We start from the raw sequence: 22,888 nt of genomic DNA on the forward strand, positions 1-22,888 counted from the left end.
ACCTCCTATTTCGGACGCAGAAAGCTGCGTGAGGTGTAGCGCTCGGCCTTGTCGAAGATCGGCGTCGAGATCGACGTCATCACGAGGTAGAGGATGCCGGCGACGGTGTAGAAAAGCAGCGAGTGGTGTGTTGAACGCGCGGCCTTGTTCGCCGTCAGCATCAGCTCGGCGACGCCGGTGACCGAGATCAAAGCCGAATCCTTGATGGTCAGCTGCCACACATTGCCCAGCCCCGGTACCGCCAGACGCAGGACCTGAGGCATGATCACGAGGCGAAAACGCAGCCAGGCCGACATGCCATAGGCGCGCGCCGCTTCCAGCTCGCCGCGATGGATCGCCAGGAACGACCCGCGGAAGACCTCGGCCTGATAGGCGCCCGAAATGATGCCGACAGCGAGCACGCCGCCGAGGAAGCTCGGCATGTTCAAGATGTCGGCCGAACCGATCGATCCCGTGGACCTTGCCACGCCTGTCAGGATCTGCGTGCCGCCATAGTAGAAAAGGTAGATGACCAGAAGCTCCGGCTCGCCGCGGAACACGGTCGTGTAGCTCTCGCCGATGAATCTCAGTCCGCCGCGATGCGATAGCTTGGCCGCCGCCACGAGCGAGCCCAGCACGGCGCCGATCATCATCGAAACGAGAGTGACGGCGAGCGTCCAGCCGATGCCCCAGAGCAGCTGCAAGCCCCAGCCGGCCGCCAACAGCTCATAGGCCGTCGACAGCTGATCCTTGAGACTGTTGAGAAAGTCCACCTACGCCTCCCCGGGCGTCGAGATGATGCAACGACGGCTCGCCTTGCTTCGGTGCATCCCGTTTCCCGAAACCGCCTGGCATTTTCGGGCGACATGCACTCGATGCAAAAAGGGAGCAGCCCTGGCTGCTCCCTTTGCGACATTACTTGGTAATGTCGATCTTGAACCACTGCATCGAGTATTTCGACACCGACCCGTCATCGAGAGCGGCCTTGAGCGCCTTGTTGTAGATGTCCTGCAGGTCCTTGTCGGTCTTGCGGAAGGCAGCACCGATGCCCGGTCCGAGGATCGGACCGCCCTTGAACTGCGGCCCGACGAATTCGAGGTCCTTGGCGTCGGGCTTGGCCAGCGTGCCGAGGAAGTATGTGGTGTCGGCGAAGGCCACGTCGAGGCGCCCGGCCATCAGGTCGAGATCATGCTCGTCGGTGGTCTTGTATTCGTGGACGTTGGCGACATCCTTGAGATATTTGTCGGCAAACGTCGCCTCCGTGGTCGAAACCTGCAGGCCGACATTCTTGCCGGTCAGCTCCTTGCGCAGCGTGTCGAGCGCCGCCTTGGACTCGGCGTCGTCCTTGGAAAGATCGATCATCTTGCCGCTGTTGGACAGCTGTGCCAGCGGCCCATTCTTGTCGGCGAGGAAAGCCACCGGCGATGAGGCATAGGGGATCGAGAAGTCGATGGTCTTCAGGCGCTCATCGGTGATCGACATGCCGTCCATGACGATGTCGAACTTGCCCGCGGTGAGGCCGGGAATGACGCCGTCCCAGTCCTGCGCCTGGATCTTGCATTCGAGCTTCGCGCGAGCGCAGACGTCGTTGAGGATGTCCACCTCGAAGCCGACGATCTTGCCGCTGGGGTCGGTCTGGTTCCATGGGGCATAGGAGCCCTCCATGGCAACCGTCACGGTCTTCCAGTCCTTGGCCAACGCCGGGGTTGAAAAGGTCAGCGCCAGCGCGGCAAGCGCAATCCAACGTGATGATGTCACGATACTTTCTCCCATTTTTATTCTTGGAACCCTCAGATACCAATTGCTTAGCCTAGCCCCAATTCCCCCACAAGTGCTGTTTTCCGCTCCGCATTGAGCGCATTCTTGAGGCTGCGCGGGTGCAGGTTCCGCGGCACGTGGAAATCCGGCGCGATGGCGGGGTCGCCTTGCTAAGCCATTGTCTTGCCGGAGTAAGCCATCGCGCGGTGCTGCCCGCTGGCTGTTCACAGCCTTCGCTCTGGCGCCAGTGCCGTGCGTGATCAGCGCCAGGCGTGTCATCAAGATCTCGTGAAGAGGCGAAGTCCGCGAAGTCATTTTGAAAGCCTCTAGTGCCAGAGGCAAACCTTGACGTCCTTCCCGACATAGCAGGCGCCTTCGCGACGAAGCTCACCCCAATCGAGTTCGTCAGCGTGCGTTTCGTCAATCTCCGAGTTAGAATAGCCTGTCCAGGAATCTTCGTCCTTGTAGACAACCGCCCAGTAATCCCGGGACATTTCACCGGCCCCGCTGTGCGGGTCAGGATAGTCGATACCTGCAAAAACCTGCTTAGGCCCCTGGATATTGAAATCGCCGCCCGTCTCGATTTGATAATAGCATTTTCCGGATATGCGGGTCTGGCCGTGAACAACAAGCAGGCACCGGCCCCATTTATAGCCGCTCGGCAAGCGATGCTGTGGTCGTGCATGCGCAGGCGAGAGGGAAACCGCAATTGCAAAGGCAGCCGCCAGTGTTCGCCCGATCATCTTGTCACCCGTTGTGAAACAGCCGATCCAAAGAGCGATCGGACGCTGTTGGGTTGCGCGCGGAGCGCATATCGAAACGGTTCTCCGCAGGATGGTCCCTTCGAGATCCTGTTATTGATCGACCATAGCCGGATTTTTGTCACGTGACATGTGCGCCGCTGCACGGCGAAAAAAGCCAGCCAGCGTGAAAAATCGTTACGTATCAGATAGATAATAAATTTATGGCGGAGAGGGAGGGATTCGAACCCCCGATGGGCTTGCACCCATGCCGCATTTCGAGTGCGGTGCATTCGACCACTCTGCCACCTCTCCGCGGTCATGGTCGGCCGTTGCCGGCGCGGCGCACTAGATAACGGCTGAACGGGCAGGTTACAAGGCCAAATCCACCGATATTTGGCTTGCCGCCTGGCCTGCCGGGCAAGCCGCTGAAACAGGGCGGGACTTTGCAGCCAAGCCCATGCGATTTCACGGGTCGGCAACGCATCCTCGCCGCCTGGCGACGGCAACGCCTGGGTGGTCATGCCTACTTGCCCGGTCTTTGCCGGCCAATGACTGTCCCGGCAACGGCTGTTGCCTTGACTCCTACGCAACCTTCGGTTAGGGACAGCGCGCAATCGGCGTGGAGGGTTCTTCCGCGCCGCTTGTTTTTTGAACCCGCAGACTGACAAAAAGACGGCCGAACCGCCTCAGGCGGTTCATCAAGGCCGACCGAACAGCGAAAGGCAAAAAATGTTCGCAGTCATTAAAACGGGCGGTAAGCAGTATCGCGTTGCCGCCAACGATCTCCTGAAGATCGAAAAAGTCGAAGCCAATGTCGGCGATATCGTCGAGATCGGCCACGTGCTCGCGCATGGCGAGGGCGAGAATGTCACGTTCGGCGCGCCGTTCGTCGATGGCGCTCTGGTCACCGCCGAAGTCGTCGAGCAGGGCAAGAACCGCACGGTCATCGCTTTCAAGAAGCGTCGCCGCCAGAATTCGCGCCGCAAGATCGGCCATCGCCAGCTTTTGACCACCGTGCGGATCGCCGAGATCCTGCTGGGTGGCGCGAAGCCCGCCAAGAAGGCCGCCGCGAAGGCGGAAGCCAAGGCCGAAGTCGCCGCCGACGCTGCGCCGAAGGAAGCCAAGGCCAAGAAGGAAGCTGCTCCGAAGGCAGAAGTGACGGCCGAGACGGCCGCCGCGCCGCTGTTCAAGGCGCCGAAAGGCGAGCCGGACGACCTGACCGTGATCAAGGGCATCGGCCCGGTCGCCGCCAAGGATCTCAACGAGCAGGGCATCATCACCTTCGCGCAGCTCGCCAAGCTGACCGACAAGGATGTCGCCAAGATCGACGAGCACATGCCCTTCAGCGCCGACCAGATCAAGGACTGGCGCGAGCAGGCCAAGGAACTGGCGAAGAAGTAATTTTTCCGGCGAAACATCCGCCGGATCGGACTTGAAACGGAACGCGAACGCGTTCATAAGGCCTTTTAGGCGCCTTGCGGCGCAACGGAGTTAGTTAGATGGCACACAAGAAAGCTGGCGGCTCGTCGCGCAACGGTCGCGACTCGCATTCCAAGCGTCTGGGCGTGAAGAAGTTCGGCGGCGAAGCCGTCATCCCGGGCAACATCATCATTCGTCAACGCGGCACCACCTGGCATCCCGGCGTCAATGTCGGCATGGGCACGGACCATACGCTTTTTGCGCTCGAATCCGGCGCCGTGACGTTCAACAAAAAGGCCAACGGCCGAACCTACGTATCGGTCAACCCGATTACCAAAGCCGCGGAGTAGCCGGTTCCGCACTAGAACACCGGCGCCCATCTCGGGAACCGGTGTCTGGCAACGCCAGGAAAAGGATCAGGGGAGATGGGTTTCCATCTCCCCTTTTTCTTGCCTGGAGGACTAAAATGGTTGCCGAAGCGGAAGACTCAGAAGACGAAAGTTACGCGATAGACTGCCCGGTGCTGGTCACCGAACGGCTGGTGATGCGGGCGCCGCGCGAGGGCGACATCGCCCAACTGGTCGAGCTTGCCGACAACCGTCACGTCGCTGAAATGCTGGCGCGCATGCCGCACCCCTACGGCGAGGCCGAGGCGCGCGCTTTCCTGGCCATGACAAGGTCGCGCCGCTCCGGCATCGCCTATGCCTTGACGCTGGCCGGCACCGGCACGTTTGTCGGCTGCGCCGGGCTCAACACCACCGATCGCGGGCTGGAGCTCGGCTACTGGATCGGCGAACCCTACTGGAAGCGCGGCTATGCGACGGAAGCCGCCCACGCGCTGGTCGACCTCGCCTTCCAGAAGACGTCGGTCCAGGTGCTGCATGCCTCGACGCGGGTCATCAATCCGGCCTCGCGCCGGGTGATCCACAAGTGCGGCTTCCAGTATGCCGGGCAGGGCATGCTGAACTCGATCGTCGCCGGCCAGGTGCCGGTCGAGCGCTACAGGCTTGACAGGAAGACGTGGACCAGCCTGCGCAACTGGGTGCATTTCTGATGGATGGCGCCGGGCAAGCCAATGGCCGATGACAGCAACGATATTGAAACGATCGCGATCGCGCCGATAACGCCGGATCGCATCGAAAGCTTTCATCGCGCGCTCGATCTCGTTGCGCGTGAGCGCAAGTACCTGTCCTTCCTCGAGGCGCCACCGCTCGATCAAGTCAGGCGATTCGTATTGGACCGTATCGCGGCAGGCGATCCAGGTTTCGTTGCCGTTGTTCGTGGGGAGGTTGTCGGTTGGTGCGATATCTCACGCCATGACCGGGTCATCCATGCCCATCGCGGCACGCTGGGAATGGGGATTGTTGCCTCCCATCGCGGGCGTGGCCTCGGATCGCGGCTTATCAATGCGGCCCTGGCGCAGGCACACAAGGCCGGCTTTGTCCGCGTCGAGCTGTGCGTCCATGCCGACAATGCCCGCGCCATCGCTCTTTACGACAAGGTCGGGTTTGTCAGGGAAGGCGGGCAGCGCGACGCCATCCGCATCGACGGGCAATATGGCGATACGATCATGATGGCGATCGTCGAACGCGAAAACGCAGCCGGATGAACAGCCGTCAGCCCAGTTCGGCCCAGACAGGCAGATGGTCCGAACCGGTCGCCTTGTGGTCGACCCACAGGCGCTGCAGCGACCGGGCAAGCGAGGCGCTGGTAAAGACGTAGTCGATGCGCTTGTGGCGGCTGGTGTTTGCCGGGTCCTTGGGGTCGACCCAACTGAAGAGGTCGTCGCCGGTGACGTTGAGGCGCACGGCGGCATCGACGGCGAAGTCGGCGGTCAGCGGCATGCCGAACTGATGGTCCGGCCGGCCGGCGAGTTCGACATATTCGGGCGAGCCGGCCAGCATGTTGAAATCGCCCATCGCCACAAAGGCCTCGGGGTGCGGCAATTCCGGCAGGCCGATCTCGGCGACGCCGGACAACGCGCCGCCTTCGAGCGCATAGTTCAACAGGCGCCGGCGCAGGAACTGGATCTGGCTGGCGCGTTCGACCGGGCTGCGGTGATCGAGATGGATGGAATAGAAGCGGATGAAACCCAGCGGCGTCTCGATCAGTGCCTCCAGCGCGCCGCGCTGGAAATTCATCATCTCGAAGCTGCGGCTGCGCGGCAAAAGCAGGTTGCGCGACAGATGAATGGGTGTTTTCGACAGCATCATGTTGCCAAGCTGGAAGGTGGTGGTGATGGCGCGGCCGTTCTCGATGCGCGAGCCGAGATTGGCCTCGAAATTGCTGCCATAGACGGCGAAATAGTCGGGCAGTGCCTCGCCGATCTCGGCGACCATGTCGCGCCCGCCGTTCCTGGGATTGTTGCGGGTGACCTCCTGCAGCGCGATCACGTCGGCGCCGCGCACCGTGTCGGCAATGCGCGCGACATCGTAGTGGCCATCAAGCCCGATGCCGTACTGGATGTTATAGGTTACAAGCTTCATAGCAACATTTCTCCGGCCGACCCCAAGCGGCCATTGTCACAAAACGGCCTCGCCCTTGGCCGCGCCTTGGTTTAGAGCAAGGCCCAAGGTTTAGAGCAATGCCGCAAGGCCAATAAAAGAAACTGCAATCCCATGAAATTTCTCGATCAAGCCAAGGTCTATGTCCGCTCGGGTGACGGAGGCGCCGGTTCGGTGTCGTTCCGGCGCGAGAAATTCATCGAGTTCGGCGGGCCGGATGGCGGCGATGGCGGGCGCGGCGGCGATGTCTGGCTGGAAGCGGTCGACGGGCTGAACACGCTGATCGACTATCGCTACCAGCAGCATTTCAAGGCCAAGACCGGTGTCCACGGCATGGGCCGCAACATGACCGGCGCCAAGGGCGCCGACGTCACGCTGAAAGTGCCGGCTGGAACCCAGGTGTTCGAGGAAGACAATGAGACGCTGATCTGCGACCTCACCGTGGTCGGCCAGCGCTTCCTGCTCGCCAAGGGCGGCAATGGCGGCTTCGGCAACCAGCATTTCAAGACCTCGACCAACCAGGCGCCGCGCCGCGCCAATCCCGGCCTTCCCGGCGAGGAACTCAACATCTGGCTGCGGCTGAAGCTGATCGCCGATGCCGGTCTGGTCGGCCTGCCCAATGCCGGCAAGTCGACGTTTCTCGCGGCCGTAACCGCGGCCAAGCCGAAGATCGCCGACTATCCGTTCACGACGCTGCATCCCGGCCTCGGCGTCGCGCGCATCGACGCGCGCGAATTCGTCATTGCCGACATTCCCGGCCTCATCGAGGGGGCGCATGAGGGCGTCGGCATCGGCGACCGCTTCCTCGGCCATGTCGAGCGCACGCGCGTGCTGTTGCATCTGGTCTCGGCGCAGGAGGAAAATCCGGGCAAGGCCTACAAGACCGTGCGCGCCGAACTCAAGGCCTATGGCCAGGGGCTGACCGACAAGGTCGAGATCCTGGCGCTCAGCCAGGTCGACACGATCGATGCCGATGAACGCAAGAAGAAGGTCGCTTCGCTGAAGCGCGCCGCAGGCCGCGCGCCCATGCTTCTGTCCGCCGTCACCGGCGAAGGCGTGGAGGCGGTGTTGCGGGCGCTGATGGCTGTCGTTGCAGAGGCGCGGGCGCAGACTGCCGCGCCGGTCGAGACGCGCTGGGAAAAGTAAGGCCATGCAATCGCTGAAGAAATACCGGCGCATCACCGTCAAGATCGGCTCGGCTTTGCTCGTCGACCGCGCGAGCGGCCTGAAGCGCGACTGGCTGGATTCGCTCGCCGACGACATCGCGGTTCTCGCCCAGGGCGGCGCCGAAATCCTCGTCGTGTCGTCGGGCGCCATCGCGCTTGGTCGCACCATCCTTGGCCTCGGCAAGCGCGCCTTGAAGCTCGAGGAGAGCCAGGCGGCGGCCGCCGTCGGCCAGATCGCGCTCGCTGGCGCCTGGTCGGATGCACTCGGCAGGGGTGCGCTGAAATCGGGGCAGATTCTTCTGACACTTGGCGACACCGAGGAGCGCCGCCGCTATCTCAATGCCCGCGCGACGATCTCGACGTTGCTCAAGATGAAGGCGGTGCCGGTCATCAATGAGAACGATACGGTCGCCACGTCCGAAATCCGCTATGGCGACAATGACCGGTTGGCCGCGCGCGTGGCCACCATGATGGGCGCCGATCTTCTGGTGCTGCTGTCGGACATCGATGGGCTCTACACGGCGCCGCCGGCGCGCGATCCGCAAGCAAAATTCATTCCGGTGGTCGATCGCATCACGCCCGACATCGAGGCGATGGCGGGGGCGGCGGCGTCCGAGCTGTCGCGCGGCGGCATGCGGACAAAACTCGATGCCGGCAAGATCGCCACCGCCGCCGGCACCGCGATGATCATCACCTCGGGCACTCGGCTGTCGCCGCTGATGGCGATCGAGCGCGGGGAACGCGCCACCTTCTTCCGGCCGAGCGCCAATCCGGTGAAAGGCTACAAGACCTGGATCGCCGGCCAGCTCGAACCGGCCGGCCGGCTGACGGTCGACGCTGGCGCCATCGGTGCGCTCGCATCAGGCAAATCGCTGCTGCCGGCCGGTGTCAAACTGGTCAGCGGCAATTTCTCGCGCGGCGATACGGTGGCGATCCTCTCGCCCGAGGGGCGCGAGATCGCGCGCGGGCTGGTTGCCTATGATGCCGCCGATGCCGTAAGGATCGCAGGCCTGAAGACGGCCGAGATCGAAACCGTGCTCGGTTACGAAGCGCGTTCGGCGATGATCCACCGCGACGATCTCGTGGTGAGTCACGCTGGAGGCGACATAGACGGAGGATGAGCCATGCTGAAGCTGCATGAAAAATCCGGCGACGACACCGTGGCGCTGATGGCCGATATCGGCCGCCGCGCCCGCGCCGCCGCCCGACCGCTGGCCATCGCTTCGACCGCCGCCAAGAACGCCGCTCTTGCCGCCATGGCGGAAGCGATCGTCGCCCGCGAGCAGGACATTCTCGACGCCAATGCCATCGACATCTCGAATGGCGAGGAGTCGGGGCTTTCCGCGTCCTTCATGGACCGGCTGAAGCTCAATCCGGCGCGCATCCGCGCGATGGCCGACGGCATTCGTGAAATTGCCGAACTCAAGGATCCGGTCGGCGACGTGATCGCCGCATGGGAACGGCCGAACGGTCTGCAAATCGAGCGCGTGCGCACGCCGCTCGGCGTCGTCGGCGTCATCTATGAGAGCCGGCCGAACGTCACGGCGGATGCCGGGGCGCTCTGCCTCAAGGCCGGCAATCCGGTGATCCTGCGCGGCGGCTCGGATTCGCTCAATTCGTCCGCTGCCATCCATGCCTGCCTGGTCGAAGGCCTGAAGGCCGCCGGCCTGCCTGAAGACGCCATCCAACTGGTGCCGACCACCGATCGCGCCGCCGTCGGCGAGATGCTCAAGGGGTTAGGTGGTGCGCTCGACGTCATCATTCCGCGCGGCGGCAAAAGCCTGGTTGGCCGGGTGCAGAGCGAGGCGCGGGTGCCGGTCTTTGCCCATCTCGAAGGCATCTGCCATCTCTACATCGACCGTTCGGCCGATCTCGACATGGCGGTGAAGATCGCCGTCAACGCCAAGATGCGGCGCACCGGCGTCTGCGGCGCCGCCGAGACGCTGCTGGTCGACCGCGCGGTGGCGTCCACGCACCTGGTGCCGATCCTCGACGCGCTGCGCGCCGCCGGCTGCGAGATCCATGCCGATCAAGAGGTGCTGAAGGTGTTTTTCGACGCCAAGCCGGCGACCGTTGCCGACTGGGTGACGGAATATCTCGACGCCATCATCGCGGTGAAGCTGGTCGACGGCATCGGTGGCGCGATCGAGCATATCGAGACCTTCTCCTCGCATCACACCGAGGCGATCATCGCGCAGGACGCGAAGGCCGTGGAGCGGTTCTTCAACGAGATCGATTCGGCGATCCTGCTGCACAACGCCTCAACGCAGTTCGCCGATGGTGGCGAATTCGGCATGGGCGCCGAAATCGGCATCGCCACCGGCAAGATGCATGCGCGCGGGCCGGTCGGCGTCGAGCAGCTGACCTCGTTCAAATACCGCGTGCGCGGGTCGGGACAGGTGAGGCCTTGAGCGCTGGCCTTACCCTCCCCCTTGTGGGGAGGGTGGCGAGCGCAGCGAGCCGGGTGGGGGAAAGACGCTGAATTCCACGATACCCCCACCCCGTTCCGCTTCGCGGATCGACCCTCCCCACAAGGGGGAGGGTGAGGAAGCCGCTTCTTCACGTTATCTCCGCATGCCGCACGCCGAAAAAGGCCTGGCTGTCGGCCTGTTCGGCGGCTCGTTCAACCCGCCGCATGCCGGCCATGCGCTGGTCGCTGAAATCGCGCTGAGGCGCCTGGCGCTCGACCAACTGTGGTGGATGGTGACGCCGGGCAATCCGCTGAAGAGCACCAGGGAATTGGCGCCGCTGACTGAGCGGCTGCAACTGTCCGAGCAGATCGCCAAGAACCCGAAGATCAAGGTCACCGCCTTCGAGGCGGCGCATCATGTGCGCTACACCGCCGACACGCTGGCGCTGGTGAAGGCGCGCAATCCCGGCGTCGAATTCGTCTGGATCATGGGCGCGGACAGTTTGCGCGATTTCCATCGCTGGCAGCGCTGGCGCGAGATCGTGCTGACCTTCCCGATCGCGGTGATCGACCGGCCAGGCGCGACGCTGTCGTTCCTGTCGTCGGTGGTCGCCAAGACCTTCGACTATGCCCGCATCGACGAAGGCGACGCGCCGCTGCTCGCCCGCATGAAAGCGCCGGCCTGGACCTTCATCCACGGTCCGCGCTCCTCGCTGTCGTCGAGCGCGATCCGGAAGATGGCGAAGGGGTAGCGGCTCTCCGCAACGGGGCTCCAGTGTTTCGGCCGCCCGCCGATGTCGTTTTTGCAGCGGCACTTGCCCGACGGATCGGCGATGCTGGCCTGATATGGCAATTCAAACCAAGACCCAACCCGCAGTCGAGCCGGATGATGGCAGCGCGCCGACGCCGCTGATCGCGATCGCCAGCGTCATCGTGTCGATGGCGCTGATCGCCATCGGCAACGGGCTGATGTTTGCCTACATCCCGGTCCGGCTCGGCGTCGAGGGCTTCGATCCGACCTGGGCGGGGCTGATCGTCACCGGCCTTTCGGCCGGCGGGCTTGCCGGCTGCATCCTGACCGGGCCGCTGGTGCGCAGGGTCGGCCATGCCCGTGCCTTCATGGTGCTGTCGGCGCTGATCGCGCTTTCCAACGCGGCCATCGGCGCCGGGCCGCACCCCTTGCTGTGGATCGGCGCGCGCGCCCTCTACGGCTTTGCCATATGCGGCCTGTTCATCGTCGCGCAGAGCTGGCTGAACGACGCCGTCGCCAACGCCATACGCGGCCGGGTGATGGCCTTTTTCTACGTCGCCTATGTCGCCGGGCTCGGCGTCGGCTATGCGACGCTGGCGCTGGTCGACATCAAAACCGCGGACGCGCCGCTGATCGGCATCGTCTTCACCGCTCTGTCGATCCTGCCCGTCGGGATGACGCGGCTTGCGCAGCCGCCGGCGCCGCAGGCGGCCTCGGTGGCGCTGCGCCGGGCCTGGCGGATTTCACCGGTCGGCGTCGCCGGCATGCTGGCGGTCGGCGGCCTGTCCATGTCGATTTCCGGTTTCGCGCCGATCCACGCCACGGCCAAGGGCTACAGCCAAGCCGATGTGGCGCTGCTGCTTTCGGTGATGCCGCTCGGCACGCTGATCCTGCAGCTTCCCTTCGGCTGGATTTCCGACCGCACCGACCGCCGCTACGTGCTGGTCGGGGCATCCGCGCTGGCCGCAGTGGCCGGCATGCTCGCGCTCGGTTTCGACGGCGGCGCGCTGCCGGCGCTGCTGGTGATCTACGTCTTGTGGGACGGCGCCTCGGAATCGATCTACTCTTTGTCCAGTGCGCACGCCGCCGACCGCGCCGGCAAGGACGACATGGTGGCGCTGTCCAGCTCGCTCCTGTTTGCCTGGTCGCTTTCGGGCTTCATCGTGCCGGGCATCGTGACGGCGCTGTCGGCCGTCTTCGGCACGCAGGCCTTCATCTACGTGGCCGTCGTCATCGCCTTCGCCTTCTGCCTGTTCGTGCTGTTGCGCGTGTTCACCACACGGGCGGTGCCCGCCACCGAGACCGGCAGCTTCGCACCGATGACGGCTACGGCGCCGCTGCCGGTCGAACTCGCTTATGCGCCGGAGGAGCCCGCAGGCCGGATCAAGGACTGAGAAGCATTCCCGCAATTTCCTACTGTTTGCGGGCCTGCGGCGCCGGCGCTTCCGGTGGCGGCAGCGGGATAGAGATGCCTTCGCTGTCGAAAGCCTGCTTTGCGCGCTTCGTCATGTCGATATTCGTGGACAAGTAGTCGGCGGCCGAGGTCCAATAGCGCAAGGTGAGCGAAACGGTCGTGTCGCCGAGGCTGGCGACGAAGGCGACCGGCGCCGGTTCACGACGAATGCGCTTCTCGGCGCCGGCGATGGCAAGCAATGTCTTCTGGGCGCCGTCGATGTCGTTCCACGAGCCGATGCTCAGACTGATATCGGCGCGACGCACCCCGTTGCGCGAAAAATTGCGCACCGGCTGGTTCCACAGCGTCGAATTGGGCGCCAGTATGTAGACGCCGTCGGCGGTCCTGAGCCTGGTGGCGAACAGGCCGATTTCCTCGATCGAGCCCGATATGGCGCCGACTTCGACGGATTCGCCGATGCGGAACGGCCGCAGCGCCAGAAGCATGATGCCGGCGGCGATGTTCTGCAGCGTGCCTTGCAGCGCCAGGCCGATGGCCAGGCCGATGGCGCCGATCGCGGCGATGATCGAGGCGGTCTGCACGCCGAACTGGCCGAGCACCATGATGACGACGAGGATCAGGATGGCATAGCGGACGATCTTGGAGAAGAAATGCCGCAGCGTCGCATCGAAACCGTGGATATGGCCGAGCCCGGCGAAGATGGAGCGCTCGGCGAGGCCGGCGACAATGTAGCCGACCACCAGCAGGATGATGGCGCCGATAGCGGAGAAGGAATAGGAGACGATCAGCGTGCTGAGTTGCGCCAGGCCGGCCTGGACGGTGAGAAGGGTGTTTTGCGGGTCGATCGGCATGGCGGGATTCCGGTTGGTCGGTCAGCCGATAACCCATGCCAGACGCCTGGGTTCCGATCTTTTTGCCTGCCCCATGGAACAAGCGGGCAACCGGCGAGTTCGCGTGAGTTGGGGCAGCGTCTTGAAACTGTCAGGGAACTCTGCCTATCTAAGTGGTGTCACCTGCTTTTGGGGGTGATTTGGTTGTTCTTGCTGCGAAAGGAAATACACTGAGAACAGCACTGCGGAAGAAGGCCGACATCGTGCCTTCGCCGGCCGGGATCAGCGTAAACGACGCCGTGTCCCGAGCCATCAACACAGTCCTTGCCAGTCTGGAAGACTCCAAGGCCGAAAACATCGTCTCAATCGACATTCAGGGGAAATCGAGCCTCGGCGACTACATGGTCGTCGCGTCGGGCCGATCGCACCGTCATGTCTCGGCTGTCGCCGACCATCTCCTCAAGGCGCTCAAGGATGCCGGCCTCGGCACGGCGCGCGTCGAGGGGCTGTCCGGCGCCGACTGGGTCCTGATCGATTCGGGCGACATCATCGTCCATGTCTTCCGCCCCGAAGTCCGCGAATTCTACAATCTCGAAAAGATGTGGCAGGCGCCGGATCTCGAGGAAGAGACCCTTCATTAAGCTGCTGCGTGTCGTTGCCCAAAATCGGATTTTCACCTTTGGGTGACGTGCACTAACGGCTTATAGAGGCGGGATGAAGATTTCAGTTCATGCCGTGGGCCGAATGAAAACCGGCCCCGAGCGGGAGTTGGCCGACCGCTATTTCGAGCGCTTCGCCAAGAGCGGGCCGGCGGTCGGGCTCGAATTCTCCGGGATTACCGAAATTGCCGAGGGCCGGTCGCAGAGCGCTATTGAGCGCCAGCGTGACGAAGGCTCGCGACTGCAGGCGCAGCTGCAGCCGGGCACGGCGCTGATCCTGCTCGATGAGCGCGGCAAGAGCCTTTCCTCGCAGGATTTAGCCAATCGCATCGGACAGTTGCGCGACGGCGGGCGCAAGGCGCTGGTGCTGGCCATAGGTGGCGCCGACGGCCACGATCCATCACTGCGCGACCAGGCCGACCTGGTGCTGTCGTTCGGAGCGCTGACCTGGCCGCACCAGCTGGTGCGGGTGATGCTGGGGGAGCAGCTCTACAGGGTGGCGACGATCCTCTCCGGCCACCCCTATCATCGCTCCTGAACCTGCCGCTAGAGTTGCCGCCAGCTGTGATTCGTCGCCCATTGCCCGGATTTCCGCCCCAATGCCGTACTAGATTCAAACCGTGATTTTGATGCATGCCGTTGCCCAAGACGGGGACCATTTTGGGCGACATGTATTCTGGGGTCGGCCCGTCAAAACATGGTTGATGATTCGTTAACGAAGCCGCGGATAGTATAGATCGCGAATGTCTGAAGGCTGGAAATCGACACCGGCCCCAACAGGGGGCTCCTGGCGCGCGCGCTGCGGCATCGCGGCAGCGACGGTCTTTCTGTCGTTCCATGGCGCCTGGGCCGAAAACACGCTCGACATGGCGCCGGATCCGGACCAGAGCCGCGCCGAATACGAGCAGGTTTCCAAGGAAATAACGCTCTCGTCGGAACGGCTGGCCAAGCTCGCCGCCGATATCGCCGCGGTCAAGAAGGACCATGCGTCGATCACCGCCGCGCTGATCCAGTCGGCGATGACCGAGCAGAAGCTCGGCCAGGACATCGAGGATATCGGCGCCAAGCTGGAGGGGCTGAAGGACCAGCAGCAGAAGATACGCGCCTCGCTCGTGGCGCGCCGCGACGTGCTGGCCGAAGTGCTGGGCGCGCTGCAGCGCATGGGGCTCAACCCGCCGCCGGCCATCCTGGTCAAGCCGGAGGATGCGCTGTCGTCGGTGCGCAGCGCCATCCTGCTTGGCGCGGTGGTGCCGGAATTGCGCCAGCAGACCGACAGCCTGCTGGCCGACCTCAAGGAGCAGACCCGGGTGACGGCCTCGATCGAGGCGGAACGGGCACGACTGACGGAGGCGGTCGGCGAGCAGGTGGCGGAAAAGAAGCGGCTCGCCATGCTGCTCGAGGCCAAGCAGAAGCTTGAAGCCGATACGCAGGCGCAAATGGCGGCTGAACAGCAGCGTTCGGAGCAGCTGGCGGCCAGGGCCTCCAGCCTGAAGGACCTGATCGCCTCGCTCGAAGCGCAGGCCGACAAGGCCCGCAAGGCCGCGGATGCCGCAAAGGCGGCCGCCGCGGCCCAAGCCAATAGCGATCAGACCGGCGGCGATACGACGGCATCGCTTGCGGCGCTGCCAGTTCCCGAAGGCAACCGGCTCACCGCGACCGCGCCGTTTTCGGCGCTGCAGGGGCAGATCGCGCTGCCGGTCACCGGCCGCATCAAGCGCCGGTTCGGCGCCGATGACGGTAACGGCGCGGTGATGCTAGGTGACATGCTTGCGACACAATCGGGAGCCATCGTCACAGCGCCGGCGGATGGGAATGTGCTTTATGCGGGGCCGTTTCGCTCCTATGGTCAACTCTTGATCCTCAATGCCGGCGACGGTTATCATGTCGTTCTGGCGGGGATGAGCAGAATCAGCGTCGTGACTGGCCAGTCGGTGCTCGCAGGAGAGCCGGTCGGCGCGATGGGAGAGGCCCGGGTGGCAAGCACCTCGGTTTCGAAGAATGGAAATGCCACGCCGGAACTCTACGTCGAGTTTCGCAAGGATGGAAAACCCGTCGATCCGGCCCCATGGTGGGCGGACCGTTTTTCTGGAAGGACGTGAAATGATGCGGAAACTGTCGCTTCTGTTTGCCGGCGCGCTGATGGGCGCGTCCGCCATGAGCCTTGTCTATGGTGCTCCTGGCTCCTCGGCGAACGCTGCGGGCTCGGAGACCTACAAGCAGCTGGCGATCTTCGGCGACATCTTCGAGCGGGTGCGGGCACAATATGTCACGCCGCCCGACGACAAGTCGCTGGTCGAGAACGCCATCAACGGCATGCTTTCCTCTCTCGATCCGCACTCCTCCTACATGAATGCCGAACAGGCGCAGGACATGCGCGTGCAGACCAAGGGCGAGTTCGGCGGCCTCGGCATCGAGGTCACCATGGAGAACGACCTGGTCAAGGTGATCACGCCGATCGACGACACGCCCGCCGCCAAGGCCGGTGTGCTGGCCGGCGACTACATCGCCAAGATCGACGGCGAAGAGGTTCGCGGCCTGACGCTCAACGACGCGGTCGACAAGATGCGCGGCCTGGTCAACACGCCAATCAAGCTCACCATTCTGCGCCAAGGTGCCGACAAGCCGATCGAGCTGACGGTGGTGCGCGACATCATCAAGGTCAAGGCGGTCAAGTTCCGGGTCGAGAACGACATCGGCTACATGAAGATCACCTCCTTCACCGAAAAGACCTATGACGACCTCGAGAACGCCATCGAGACCATCAAGAAGCAGGTGCCGGACGACAAGCTCAAGGGCTATGTGCTAGACCTGCGCCTCAATCCGGGTGGCCTGCTCGACCAGGCGGTGAGCGTGTCCGACGCCTTCCTCAAGCGCGGCGAGATCGTCTCGACGCGCGGCCGCGATCCGAAGGACGTCACCCGCTTCGACGCCAAGCCGAAGCAGACCGACGACATCAACGGCAAGCCGATGATCGTGCTCGTCAATGGCGGCTCGGCCAGTGCGTCCGAAATCGTCGCCGGCGCGCTGCAGGATCTGCGCCGCGTCACGGTGGTGGGCACGCAGTCCTTCGGCAAGGGTTCGGTGCAGACCATCATTCCGCTCGGTGAGAATGGCGCGCTCAGGCTGACGACGGCGCTCTATTACACGCCGTCGGGCAAGTCGATCCAGGGCAAGGGCATCACGCCCGACATCAAGGTTGACCAGCCGCTGCCGCCTGAACTGCAGGGCAGGGACCTGACGCGCGGCGAATCCGATCTCAAGGGCCACATCAAGGGTGCCGACGAGAGCTCGACCGGCTCGGGCTCGGCCGCCTATGTGCCGCCGGATCCGAAGGACGATCTGCAGCTGATCTTCGCGGAGCAACTGCTGCGTGGACAGAAGACCGATCCGGCCTTCCCGCCGAATCCGGAAAAGGCCGTGCTCAACCAGTAACGGTTTGGCCGGCCGGGTCTGGCCGCCTGAACGAAGCAATGCGATGCTGCCGGGACCGAAAGGTTCCGGCAGTTTGATTCGGGGAGGCAAGACCAAGCCTCCGGATACGGCGCCAGAGGTGCGCCAGGGTTGATGAATTCGCGCATGTCGCCGAAGGGATCGCCTTCGGAACCATGCGCCCCGGGGACAGGGCTTGGCTGATATCGGCAAGGACATCGAACGCCCGCTTGGACAGACCGTCCGGGCGCCGCGCGCTGCCGGCAAGGTTAGCACGGGCATTGTCGCGGCGAGCGTCGTCGTGCTGGCGGTGGTTGGCGTCTCGGCTGCGATCGCGCTCAGGGAAAAGCCGTTTCGCAAGCCGCAAGAGGTCGCCGTTTCGACGCCGAAAGTGACGGCGGCGGCCGAACCTGCCGCGGCGCCATCCGCTCTGGCCCCGGTCGCGGCGCCAAAGGTCGAACCGCCGTCCAAGACCGGCGGTCCGCAGATCATCCATGTGCAGAAGGAGGAGGGCGATGGTCCTCCGCAGACGGCCATCGTCATCCGTGATCCGTCTGCTGTCGGGCAGAACCTCAAGATCGCGCATCTTCCCGACAAGGCGCTGATCGAAGCCAGCGACACCGGGCCCCTGCCGATCCGCTCCGCCGATGGCAGGCGACCGTTCGATGTCTATGCGCGGCCATGGTCCGGCGCGCGCGGCGCGCGGGTGGCGATCATCATCGGCGGGCTGGCCGTCTCGCAGACCGGCACCCAGGCTGCGATCGCCAAATTGCCTGCGGAAGTGACGCTGGCCTTCGCGCCGCAAGGCAACAGCATCGGCCGCTGGATGCAGGCCGCCCGGCAGAGCGGCCATGAGATCGTCATGCAGGTGCCGCTCGAACCGTTCGACTATCCCAACGTCAACCCCGGCCGCAACACGCTGACGGTGGCGGCGAGCGCCGAGGAGAACCTCAAGAATCTGCACTGGGCGCTGTCGCGGACGACGAACTATACCGGCGTCATGAATTATATGGGCGCGCGCTTCTCCGCCGATACGGCGGCGATGGAGCCGTTCATGGCCGAACTCGGCAAACGTGGTCTCGCCTATATCGACGATGGCTCGTCGGCGCGCAGCCTGGCCCCCGACCTGGCGCTGAAGGATGGCGTGCCCTTCGTCGCCGGCGACACGGCGATCGACGCGGTGCAGGATCGCGGCGCCATCCTGAAGAAACTCGACAGTCTCGAAGCCACGGCGCGGGCCAAGGGCACGGCCGTCGGCATCGGCTCGGCCTTCGACCTGACGGTCGACATCGTGACATCCTGGATTGCCGAGGCCAAGAAACGCGGCATCGAGATCGTGCCGATTTCAGCGGTGGCCATCGACCCGCAAAAAGGTTAGCGAAGCCTTCGCAAGATGGCTGGAGAAACTGACTGATGCCGAAGACGAAAAAGGTCGACCGCGAAACGCTGCCCTACCGTCCCTGTGTCGGGTTGATGATCCTCAATGGCGAGGGCCTGGTCTGGGTTGGGCATCGCATCGCCGAACCCGACAGCGAATTCGCCGGTACGACGCAGCTCTGGCAGATGCCGCAAGGCGGCATCGACAAGGGCGAGGAGCCGCTGCAGGCGGCCGAGCGCGAGCTTTATGAAGAGACCGGCATGCGCAGCGTCTCCATGCTCGCCGAGGCGCCGGACTGGATCAATTACGACCTGCCGGACCATCTCGTCGGCATTGCCTTCAAGGGCCGGTATCGCGGCCAGACGCAGAAATGGTTCGCTTTCCGCTTTCACGGCGACAGCAGCGAGATCCAGATCAATCCGCCGCCGGGCGGCCACACCGCCGAATTCGACAAATGGTCGTGGCGGCCGATGCAGGACCTGCCCGACCTGATCGTGCCGTTCAAGCGCAAGGTCTATGAAGACGTGGTGGCGGCGTTCCGCCATCTGGCGCGGTAATCGCGCGTCGAGGTTGCCGCGTTGGTGCCAGGGTCGTATTGATGGCCGATGCAATGAGGGTCGCCATGAACGACGCCGTCAACCGGGCTGCTGCGAACACCATCACCGGTTGGCCGGTCAGCGAGGCGGCGGCTGGCGCGATCCTGACCATCGATCTCGGTGCGGTCCGTGAAAACTATAGGCGATTGAAGGCGCGGCTGGGCGGCGCGCGCTGCGCCGGCGTGGTCAAGGCCAACGGCTATGGTCTCGGTGCGGCCCAGGTGGCGGCGGCACTGACCCGGGAAGGCTGCGACATCTTCTTCGTCGCACTGCTGGCCGAAGGCATCGCGCTGCGCGAGGCGATCGGGACGGGTCCGGACATATACGTGCTGAACGGGCTGCCGCCGGGCTCCGAGCCGGAAGCGATGGCGGCCGGGCTTTGCGCGGTCATCAACAGCGGCACGCAGTTGAAAGCCTGGCGCGCGGCGGCGCATGGCGCCGGTCGCCGGCTGCCGGCCGCCATTCAGGTCGACAGCGGCATGTCGCGGCTCGGCATGGCGCCGGCCGAAGTCGAGGCGCTGGGCGGGGATGGCAGTGCGTTTGACGGCATCGACGTCAGATATGTGATGAGCCATCTGGCCTGCGCCGACGAGCCGCGCCATCCGGCCAACGAACAGCAGAGGCTGGCCTTTGAACGGCTGCGCGCCATGCTTCCCCGGACGCCCGCCTCGCTCGCCAATTCCTCCGGCATCTTTCTCGGGCCGTCTTACCACTACGATCTCGCCCGGCCCGGTGCCGCGCTCTACGGCATCAACCCGACGCCGGGCGAGCCCAATCCGATGCTGCCGGTGGTGCGGCTGCAGGCCAAGGTGGCGCAGACGCGCCATGTCGAGAAGGGCGCCGGCATCGGCTATGGCCACAGCTATCACGCGGACGGTCCGCTGAGCCTGGCAACGATTTCGTTCGGCTATGCGGATGGCTGGCTGCGCCGCTCCGCTTCGGCGGCCTGGTTCGAGGGCGTGCGCCTGCCTTTCCTCGGGCGTGTGTCGATGGATTCGATCATTCTCGAGATATCGGCCCTGCCGCCCGGCAGGCTGCGCGAGGGCGATCTGGTCGAACTGCTCGGCCCCTCGCAGAGCGTCGACGATGCCGCCGGCCATGCCGGCACCATCGGCTATGAAATCCTGGCCAGTCTCGGCCCGCGCTTTCACCGCCACTATGTCGGCGGTTGAGCGGTTTGGCCGCGCTTGACAAGCGGGCGCCTGTCGGCAAGGTTCGAAGCATGAGCAACCTCGCTTACACCAGAACCTTGTTCAGGGTCTGCCCGATCGCGGGATCGTAGCCCCGGCGCGGCCGCCTTCTGGGCGTCCGTCCGTATCGGGGCATCCATACTTCCAGAACCGCCATCAAGCTGTACGGCCCTTCGCGGCTGCCGGCTTTTCATCACGCCGCTGTCAGTGCAGCGGCAGGCGCGCATTCGTTCGATGCGCCGATCCATGAGGTTTGCCATGCAACATGCAACAGGACTGCGTTCACCGAGCCGGATTCTGATCAGCGACACCGACCATGACAGGTTGACCGGCCTGGCGAGGGCCTTGCTCGACCGTGCCCCCGAACCCGCCGAGGAACTGCTTTCGGAAATGGACCGCGCCGTCGTCACGGACGCGGCGGCGATGCCGGCCGACGTGGTGCGTATGGGATCGATCGTGACGGTCCGCGGCGAAGGCGGGGAGATCCAGCGCATCATGCTGGTCTATCCCGGCGAAGCCGACATTGCCGAAAACAAGATTTCGGTGCTGACGCCGATGGGAACGGCGCTCATCGGAGTGTCGACAGGGCAGGCAGTGTGCTGGAGCAGCCGTGGCGGCCGGGAACTGTCGGTGACCATCGAAGCCGTCGACACGCCGGCCTCCGGCGCGCAGCGGCGCTGATCGTGGAGGCCGTGATGAAGAGCACGAATTGCTGTCTGACGACGAAGGACTTCGCCGTCCTCGAAGTCATGCTGGAGCGCCGGCGGGCATTCGCGGATCCGATCGTGCACATGCTCGAACACAAGCTTTCAACCGCCGATATCGTCCCGATCGATTCGGTCGGCCCCGATATCGTCACGCTGAACAGCAGGGTGGTGTTCAGCATCGATGCCGGTCACGCCGAGACGCGCACGCTGGTGCAGAACGAGGGGCGCGGACCGGTCGGCTCCAGCCTGTCGGTGGCAACCAGGCGTGGGCTCTGCATGCTTGGCATGGCACAGGGCCGAACGGCTTTGATCGAGCACGCCGACGGCCGCCGGGAGCAGATCCTGATCAAGGCCGTGCTTTACCAGCCGGAGGCTGCCCGGCGCGCGGTCAGGCAGAAAGACCGGGCAGACGGGCGGCGACCGCACGGGCTCACTCTCGTCTACAGCGCCGCGGACGATTGGCGGCCTCTTGGCGAGACGGCCGGAATGCGGCAGACAGAAGACGACGACCCCGGTCCCTCGGCGGCGTGAATGGCCACGGCGCATGGTCCTCGAAGATCGGCATCGATTTTCGTTCGGGATCATGCGCAAATCGAGAAATGCGGTCGCGTCCATGGGCGTCCCGAGGATGCGCGGCGCGGCAAGGAGTGAACGATGAAGATCATGGTGCTGGGCGGCGGCGTCATCGGGGTGACCACGGCCTATTATCTTGCCGAGGCCGGTCACGAGGTGACGGTGCTCGACCGCCAGAAAGGCCCGGCGCTGGAAACCAGCTTCGCCAATGCCGGCGAGATTTCGCCCGGCTATGCCTCGCCCTGGGCCGGGCCCGGCATTCCGCTGAAGGCGATCAAATGGCTGTTGATGAAGCACGGGCCATTGGTGGTGCGGCCGGCCTTCGACCCGCATATGTGGACCTGGCTGGTCAAGATGCTGCGCAACTGCACGGCCGAGCGCTATGCCATCAACAAGTCGCGCATGGTGCCGCTGGCCGAATACAGCCGCGACACGCTGAAGGCGCTGCGCGAGGCGACCGGCATCAGCTATGACGAGCGCACCCAGGGCACGCTGCAATTGTTCCGATCGCAAAAACAGCTCGATGGCACCGGCGGTGATGTCGAGGTGTTGAAGAAATATGGCGTGCCCTACGAGATCCTAGACCAGGACGGCTGCATCGCGGCGGAGCCGGCGCTGGCCGGCGTGCGCGAGAAATTCGTTGGCGGGCTGCGGCTGCCGCACGACGAAACCGGCGACTGCAAGATGTTCACCGAGAAACTGGCCGAGCTCTGCGTCGCGCGTGGCGTCACCTTCGAATACGACACGACGATCTGGCGCGTCATCCGCAGTCGCAACCGCATCGCCAATCTCAGCACCAGCAAGGGTTTCAAGGCCTCCGATGCCTATGTGATGGCACTGGGCAGCTACTCGGCCGGTTTCATGCGCCGGATGAAACGGTCAATCCCGGTCTATCCGGTCAAGGGCTATTCGATCACCGTGCCGATCAAGGATGCTGCGCTTGCGCCGGTGTCGACCGTGATGGACGAAACCTACAAGGTGGCGATCACCCGGCTGGGTGACCGCATCCGCGTCGGCGGCACGGCCGAGATTTCAGGCTTCGACCTCAGGCTGCATGAATCGCGGCGGCGCACGCTCGAACATTCGGTCGGCGACCTCTTTCCGGGCTCGGGCGCCATGCGCGAGGCGACCTTCTGGTGCGGGCTGCGGCCGATGACGCCGGACGGGCCGCCGCTGATCGGCCGCACCGAGCTGTCCAATCTCTTCCTCAACACCGGCCATGGCACGCTCGGCTGGACCATGGCCTGCGGCTCGGCAAAGGTGCTGGCCGACATCATGTCGAACAAGGTGCCCGACATCGATGCCCGTGCCCTGGCGCAGGAACGCTACCTGAAATAGGGGCGGCACGTCTCTTGGGTGGATGCAATTCCCGACGGAAAACC

Annotated in this window: 24 protein-coding genes and 1 tRNA gene; 19 read left to right on the forward strand and 6 right to left on the reverse strand. The window is 64.3% G+C overall.

All coding sequences use genetic code 11. The annotated features are described in order from the left end of the window. Positions 1 to 5: 5 nt before the first annotated feature. The 4 genes from JG746_RS06205 to JG746_RS06220 form a co-directional block, all read right to left on the reverse strand. Positions 6 to 752: an ABC transporter permease gene (locus JG746_RS06205; protein WP_202357368.1), complete on the reverse strand. Its 747-nt coding sequence runs from the start codon at positions 750 to 752 to the stop codon at positions 6 to 8. Between the two features lie 142 nt (positions 753 to 894). After that, the gene (locus JG746_RS06210) at positions 895 to 1,737 is read right to left on the reverse strand and encodes a transporter substrate-binding domain-containing protein (protein ID WP_202357369.1); all 843 of its coding nucleotides are present in this window, start codon (positions 1,735 to 1,737) and stop codon (positions 895 to 897) included. 326 nt (positions 1,738 to 2,063) lie between these two features. After that, positions 2,064 to 2,480 carry a hypothetical protein gene (locus JG746_RS06215; protein ID WP_202357370.1) on the reverse strand — a complete coding sequence of 139 codons (417 nt, stop codon included), beginning with the start codon at positions 2,478 to 2,480 and terminating at the stop codon, positions 2,064 to 2,066. Between the two features lie 222 nt (positions 2,481 to 2,702). Beyond that, positions 2,703 to 2,792 (reverse strand) — tRNA-Ser (locus JG746_RS06220). 417 nt (positions 2,793 to 3,209) lie between these two features. On the opposite strand from JG746_RS06220, the gene JG746_RS06225 reads away from it, so the two are divergent. The 4 genes from JG746_RS06225 (at position 3,210) to JG746_RS06240 (ending at position 5,508) form a co-directional block, all read left to right on the forward strand. Further along, positions 3,210 to 3,881: a 50S ribosomal protein L21 gene (locus JG746_RS06225; RefSeq protein ID WP_202357371.1), complete on the forward strand. Its 672-nt coding sequence runs from the start codon at positions 3,210 to 3,212 to the stop codon at positions 3,879 to 3,881. A gap of 98 nt (positions 3,882 to 3,979) precedes the next feature. Next, complete coding sequence (gene rpmA / locus JG746_RS06230; protein WP_010912120.1) at positions 3,980 to 4,249, forward strand: 50S ribosomal protein L27; 270 nt, start codon at positions 3,980 to 3,982, stop codon at positions 4,247 to 4,249. A gap of 116 nt (positions 4,250 to 4,365) precedes the next feature. After that, positions 4,366 to 4,953, forward strand: a complete 588-nt coding sequence (locus JG746_RS06235) for a GNAT family N-acetyltransferase (RefSeq protein WP_202357372.1) — start codon at positions 4,366 to 4,368, stop codon at positions 4,951 to 4,953. A gap of 21 nt (positions 4,954 to 4,974) precedes the next feature. Next, positions 4,975 to 5,508 carry a GNAT family N-acetyltransferase gene (locus JG746_RS06240; protein WP_202357373.1) on the forward strand — a complete coding sequence of 178 codons (534 nt, stop codon included), beginning with the start codon at positions 4,975 to 4,977 and terminating at the stop codon, positions 5,506 to 5,508. A gap of 7 nt (positions 5,509 to 5,515) precedes the next feature. On the opposite strand, the gene JG746_RS06245 is transcribed toward JG746_RS06240, so the two are convergent. Then, the gene (locus tag JG746_RS06245) at positions 5,516 to 6,385 is read right to left on the reverse strand and encodes an endonuclease/exonuclease/phosphatase family protein (protein ID WP_202357374.1); all 870 of its coding nucleotides are present in this window, start codon (positions 6,383 to 6,385) and stop codon (positions 5,516 to 5,518) included. 132 nt (positions 6,386 to 6,517) lie between these two features. Here JG746_RS06245 and obgE point away from each other — a divergent pair, with 132 nt between their 5' ends. From obgE to JG746_RS06270, 5 genes are all read left to right on the forward strand, one after another. Continuing rightward, complete coding sequence (gene obgE / locus JG746_RS06250; protein WP_202357375.1) at positions 6,518 to 7,549, forward strand: GTPase ObgE; 1,032 nt, start codon at positions 6,518 to 6,520, stop codon at positions 7,547 to 7,549. 4 nt (positions 7,550 to 7,553) lie between these two features. After that, positions 7,554 to 8,690, forward strand: coding sequence for a glutamate 5-kinase (gene proB / locus JG746_RS06255; RefSeq protein ID WP_202357376.1), 1,137 nt, complete (start codon positions 7,554 to 7,556; stop codon positions 8,688 to 8,690). A gap of 3 nt (positions 8,691 to 8,693) precedes the next feature. Further along, the gene (locus tag JG746_RS06260; RefSeq protein WP_202357377.1) at positions 8,694 to 9,980 is read left to right on the forward strand and encodes a glutamate-5-semialdehyde dehydrogenase; all 1,287 of its coding nucleotides are present in this window, start codon (positions 8,694 to 8,696) and stop codon (positions 9,978 to 9,980) included. A 163-nt stretch (positions 9,981 to 10,143) separates the two neighbouring features. Then, positions 10,144 to 10,731, forward strand: a complete 588-nt coding sequence (locus tag JG746_RS06265; protein WP_202357378.1) for a nicotinate-nucleotide adenylyltransferase — start codon at positions 10,144 to 10,146, stop codon at positions 10,729 to 10,731. A gap of 94 nt (positions 10,732 to 10,825) precedes the next feature. Beyond that, the gene (locus JG746_RS06270; RefSeq protein WP_202357379.1) at positions 10,826 to 12,124 is read left to right on the forward strand and encodes an MFS transporter; all 1,299 of its coding nucleotides are present in this window, start codon (positions 10,826 to 10,828) and stop codon (positions 12,122 to 12,124) included. A gap of 19 nt (positions 12,125 to 12,143) precedes the next feature. Here the strand turns inward: JG746_RS06270 and JG746_RS06275 are convergent, their stop codons facing one another. Then, the gene (locus tag JG746_RS06275; protein ID WP_202357380.1) at positions 12,144 to 12,995 is read right to left on the reverse strand and encodes a mechanosensitive ion channel family protein; all 852 of its coding nucleotides are present in this window, start codon (positions 12,993 to 12,995) and stop codon (positions 12,144 to 12,146) included. Positions 12,996 to 13,237: 242 nt separating this feature from the next. Between JG746_RS06275 and rsfS the strand changes: the two genes are divergently transcribed. The 10 genes from rsfS to JG746_RS06325 all read left to right on the forward strand — a co-directional run bounded on the left by rsfS (position 13,238) and on the right by JG746_RS06325 (position 22,844). After that, the gene (gene rsfS, locus JG746_RS06280) at positions 13,238 to 13,615 is read left to right on the forward strand and encodes a ribosome silencing factor (protein ID WP_010912111.1); all 378 of its coding nucleotides are present in this window, start codon (positions 13,238 to 13,240) and stop codon (positions 13,613 to 13,615) included. 73 nt (positions 13,616 to 13,688) lie between these two features. Then, positions 13,689 to 14,171 carry a 23S rRNA (pseudouridine(1915)-N(3))-methyltransferase RlmH gene (rlmH, locus tag JG746_RS06285; RefSeq protein ID WP_202357381.1) on the forward strand — a complete coding sequence of 161 codons (483 nt, stop codon included), beginning with the start codon at positions 13,689 to 13,691 and terminating at the stop codon, positions 14,169 to 14,171. Positions 14,172 to 14,376: 205 nt separating this feature from the next. Beyond that, entirely contained in the window at positions 14,377 to 15,732 is a 1,356-nt protein-coding gene (locus tag JG746_RS06290; RefSeq protein WP_202357382.1) for a murein hydrolase activator EnvC family protein, read from the forward strand. Position 15,733: 1 nt separating this feature from the next. Beyond that, on the forward strand, positions 15,734 to 17,065 hold the full coding sequence (locus JG746_RS06295; RefSeq protein WP_202357383.1) for a S41 family peptidase: 1,332 nt from the start codon (positions 15,734 to 15,736) through the stop codon (positions 17,063 to 17,065). A 193-nt stretch (positions 17,066 to 17,258) separates the two neighbouring features. After that, positions 17,259 to 18,440, forward strand: a complete 1,182-nt coding sequence (locus JG746_RS06300; protein WP_202357384.1) for a divergent polysaccharide deacetylase family protein — start codon at positions 17,259 to 17,261, stop codon at positions 18,438 to 18,440. Positions 18,441 to 18,475: 35 nt separating this feature from the next. Next, complete coding sequence (locus tag JG746_RS06305; RefSeq protein ID WP_202357385.1) at positions 18,476 to 18,997, forward strand: RNA pyrophosphohydrolase; 522 nt, start codon at positions 18,476 to 18,478, stop codon at positions 18,995 to 18,997. A gap of 65 nt (positions 18,998 to 19,062) precedes the next feature. Continuing rightward, positions 19,063 to 20,208: an alanine racemase gene (gene alr / locus JG746_RS06310; RefSeq protein ID WP_202357386.1), complete on the forward strand. Its 1,146-nt coding sequence runs from the start codon at positions 19,063 to 19,065 to the stop codon at positions 20,206 to 20,208. A 276-nt stretch (positions 20,209 to 20,484) separates the two neighbouring features. Further along, positions 20,485 to 20,907: a nucleoside diphosphate kinase regulator gene (gene rnk, locus JG746_RS06315; protein ID WP_202357387.1), complete on the forward strand. Its 423-nt coding sequence runs from the start codon at positions 20,485 to 20,487 to the stop codon at positions 20,905 to 20,907. Between the two features lie 14 nt (positions 20,908 to 20,921). Beyond that, entirely contained in the window at positions 20,922 to 21,464 is a 543-nt protein-coding gene (locus JG746_RS06320) for a nucleoside-diphosphate kinase (protein WP_202357388.1), read from the forward strand. Between the two features lie 123 nt (positions 21,465 to 21,587). After that, on the forward strand, positions 21,588 to 22,844 hold the full coding sequence (locus JG746_RS06325; RefSeq protein ID WP_202357389.1) for a D-amino acid dehydrogenase: 1,257 nt from the start codon (positions 21,588 to 21,590) through the stop codon (positions 22,842 to 22,844). The last annotated feature ends 44 nt before the right edge of the window (positions 22,845 to 22,888 follow it).

Source organism: Mesorhizobium sp. 113-3-3, from assembly GCF_016756495.1.
In the GTDB taxonomy this organism is placed as follows: Bacteria; Pseudomonadota; Alphaproteobacteria; order Rhizobiales; family Rhizobiaceae; genus Mesorhizobium.

Coding starts and splice junctions, on each gene's coding strand:
- JG746_RS06215 (WP_202357370.1), bottom strand. CDS start 2,480: ATGATCGGGCGAACACTGGCGGCTGCCTTTGCAATTGCGGTTTCCCTC.
- JG746_RS06225 (WP_202357371.1), top strand. CDS start 3,210: ATGTTCGCAGTCATTAAAACGGGCGGTAAGCAGTATCGCGTTGCCGCC.
- rpmA (WP_010912120.1), top strand. CDS start 3,980: ATGGCACACAAGAAAGCTGGCGGCTCGTCGCGCAACGGTCGCGACTCG.
- JG746_RS06235 (WP_202357372.1), top strand. CDS start 4,366: ATGGTTGCCGAAGCGGAAGACTCAGAAGACGAAAGTTACGCGATAGAC.
- JG746_RS06240 (WP_202357373.1), top strand. CDS start 4,975: ATGGCCGATGACAGCAACGATATTGAAACGATCGCGATCGCGCCGATA.
- JG746_RS06245 (WP_202357374.1), bottom strand. CDS start 6,385: ATGAAGCTTGTAACCTATAACATCCAGTACGGCATCGGGCTTGATGGC.
- obgE (WP_202357375.1), top strand. CDS start 6,518: ATGAAATTTCTCGATCAAGCCAAGGTCTATGTCCGCTCGGGTGACGGA.
- proB (WP_202357376.1), top strand. CDS start 7,554: ATGCAATCGCTGAAGAAATACCGGCGCATCACCGTCAAGATCGGCTCG.
- JG746_RS06260 (WP_202357377.1), top strand. CDS start 8,694: ATGCTGAAGCTGCATGAAAAATCCGGCGACGACACCGTGGCGCTGATG.
- JG746_RS06265 (WP_202357378.1), top strand. CDS start 10,144: ATGCCGCACGCCGAAAAAGGCCTGGCTGTCGGCCTGTTCGGCGGCTCG.
- JG746_RS06270 (WP_202357379.1), top strand. CDS start 10,826: ATGGCAATTCAAACCAAGACCCAACCCGCAGTCGAGCCGGATGATGGC.
- JG746_RS06275 (WP_202357380.1), bottom strand. CDS start 12,995: ATGCCGATCGACCCGCAAAACACCCTTCTCACCGTCCAGGCCGGCCTG.
- rlmH (WP_202357381.1), top strand. CDS start 13,689: ATGAAGATTTCAGTTCATGCCGTGGGCCGAATGAAAACCGGCCCCGAG.
- JG746_RS06290 (WP_202357382.1), top strand. CDS start 14,377: ATGTCTGAAGGCTGGAAATCGACACCGGCCCCAACAGGGGGCTCCTGG.
- JG746_RS06295 (WP_202357383.1), top strand. CDS start 15,734: ATGATGCGGAAACTGTCGCTTCTGTTTGCCGGCGCGCTGATGGGCGCG.
- JG746_RS06305 (WP_202357385.1), top strand. CDS start 18,476: ATGCCGAAGACGAAAAAGGTCGACCGCGAAACGCTGCCCTACCGTCCC.
- alr (WP_202357386.1), top strand. CDS start 19,063: ATGAACGACGCCGTCAACCGGGCTGCTGCGAACACCATCACCGGTTGG.
- rnk (WP_202357387.1), top strand. CDS start 20,485: ATGCAACATGCAACAGGACTGCGTTCACCGAGCCGGATTCTGATCAGC.
- JG746_RS06320 (WP_202357388.1), top strand. CDS start 20,922: ATGAAGAGCACGAATTGCTGTCTGACGACGAAGGACTTCGCCGTCCTC.
- JG746_RS06325 (WP_202357389.1), top strand. CDS start 21,588: ATGAAGATCATGGTGCTGGGCGGCGGCGTCATCGGGGTGACCACGGCC.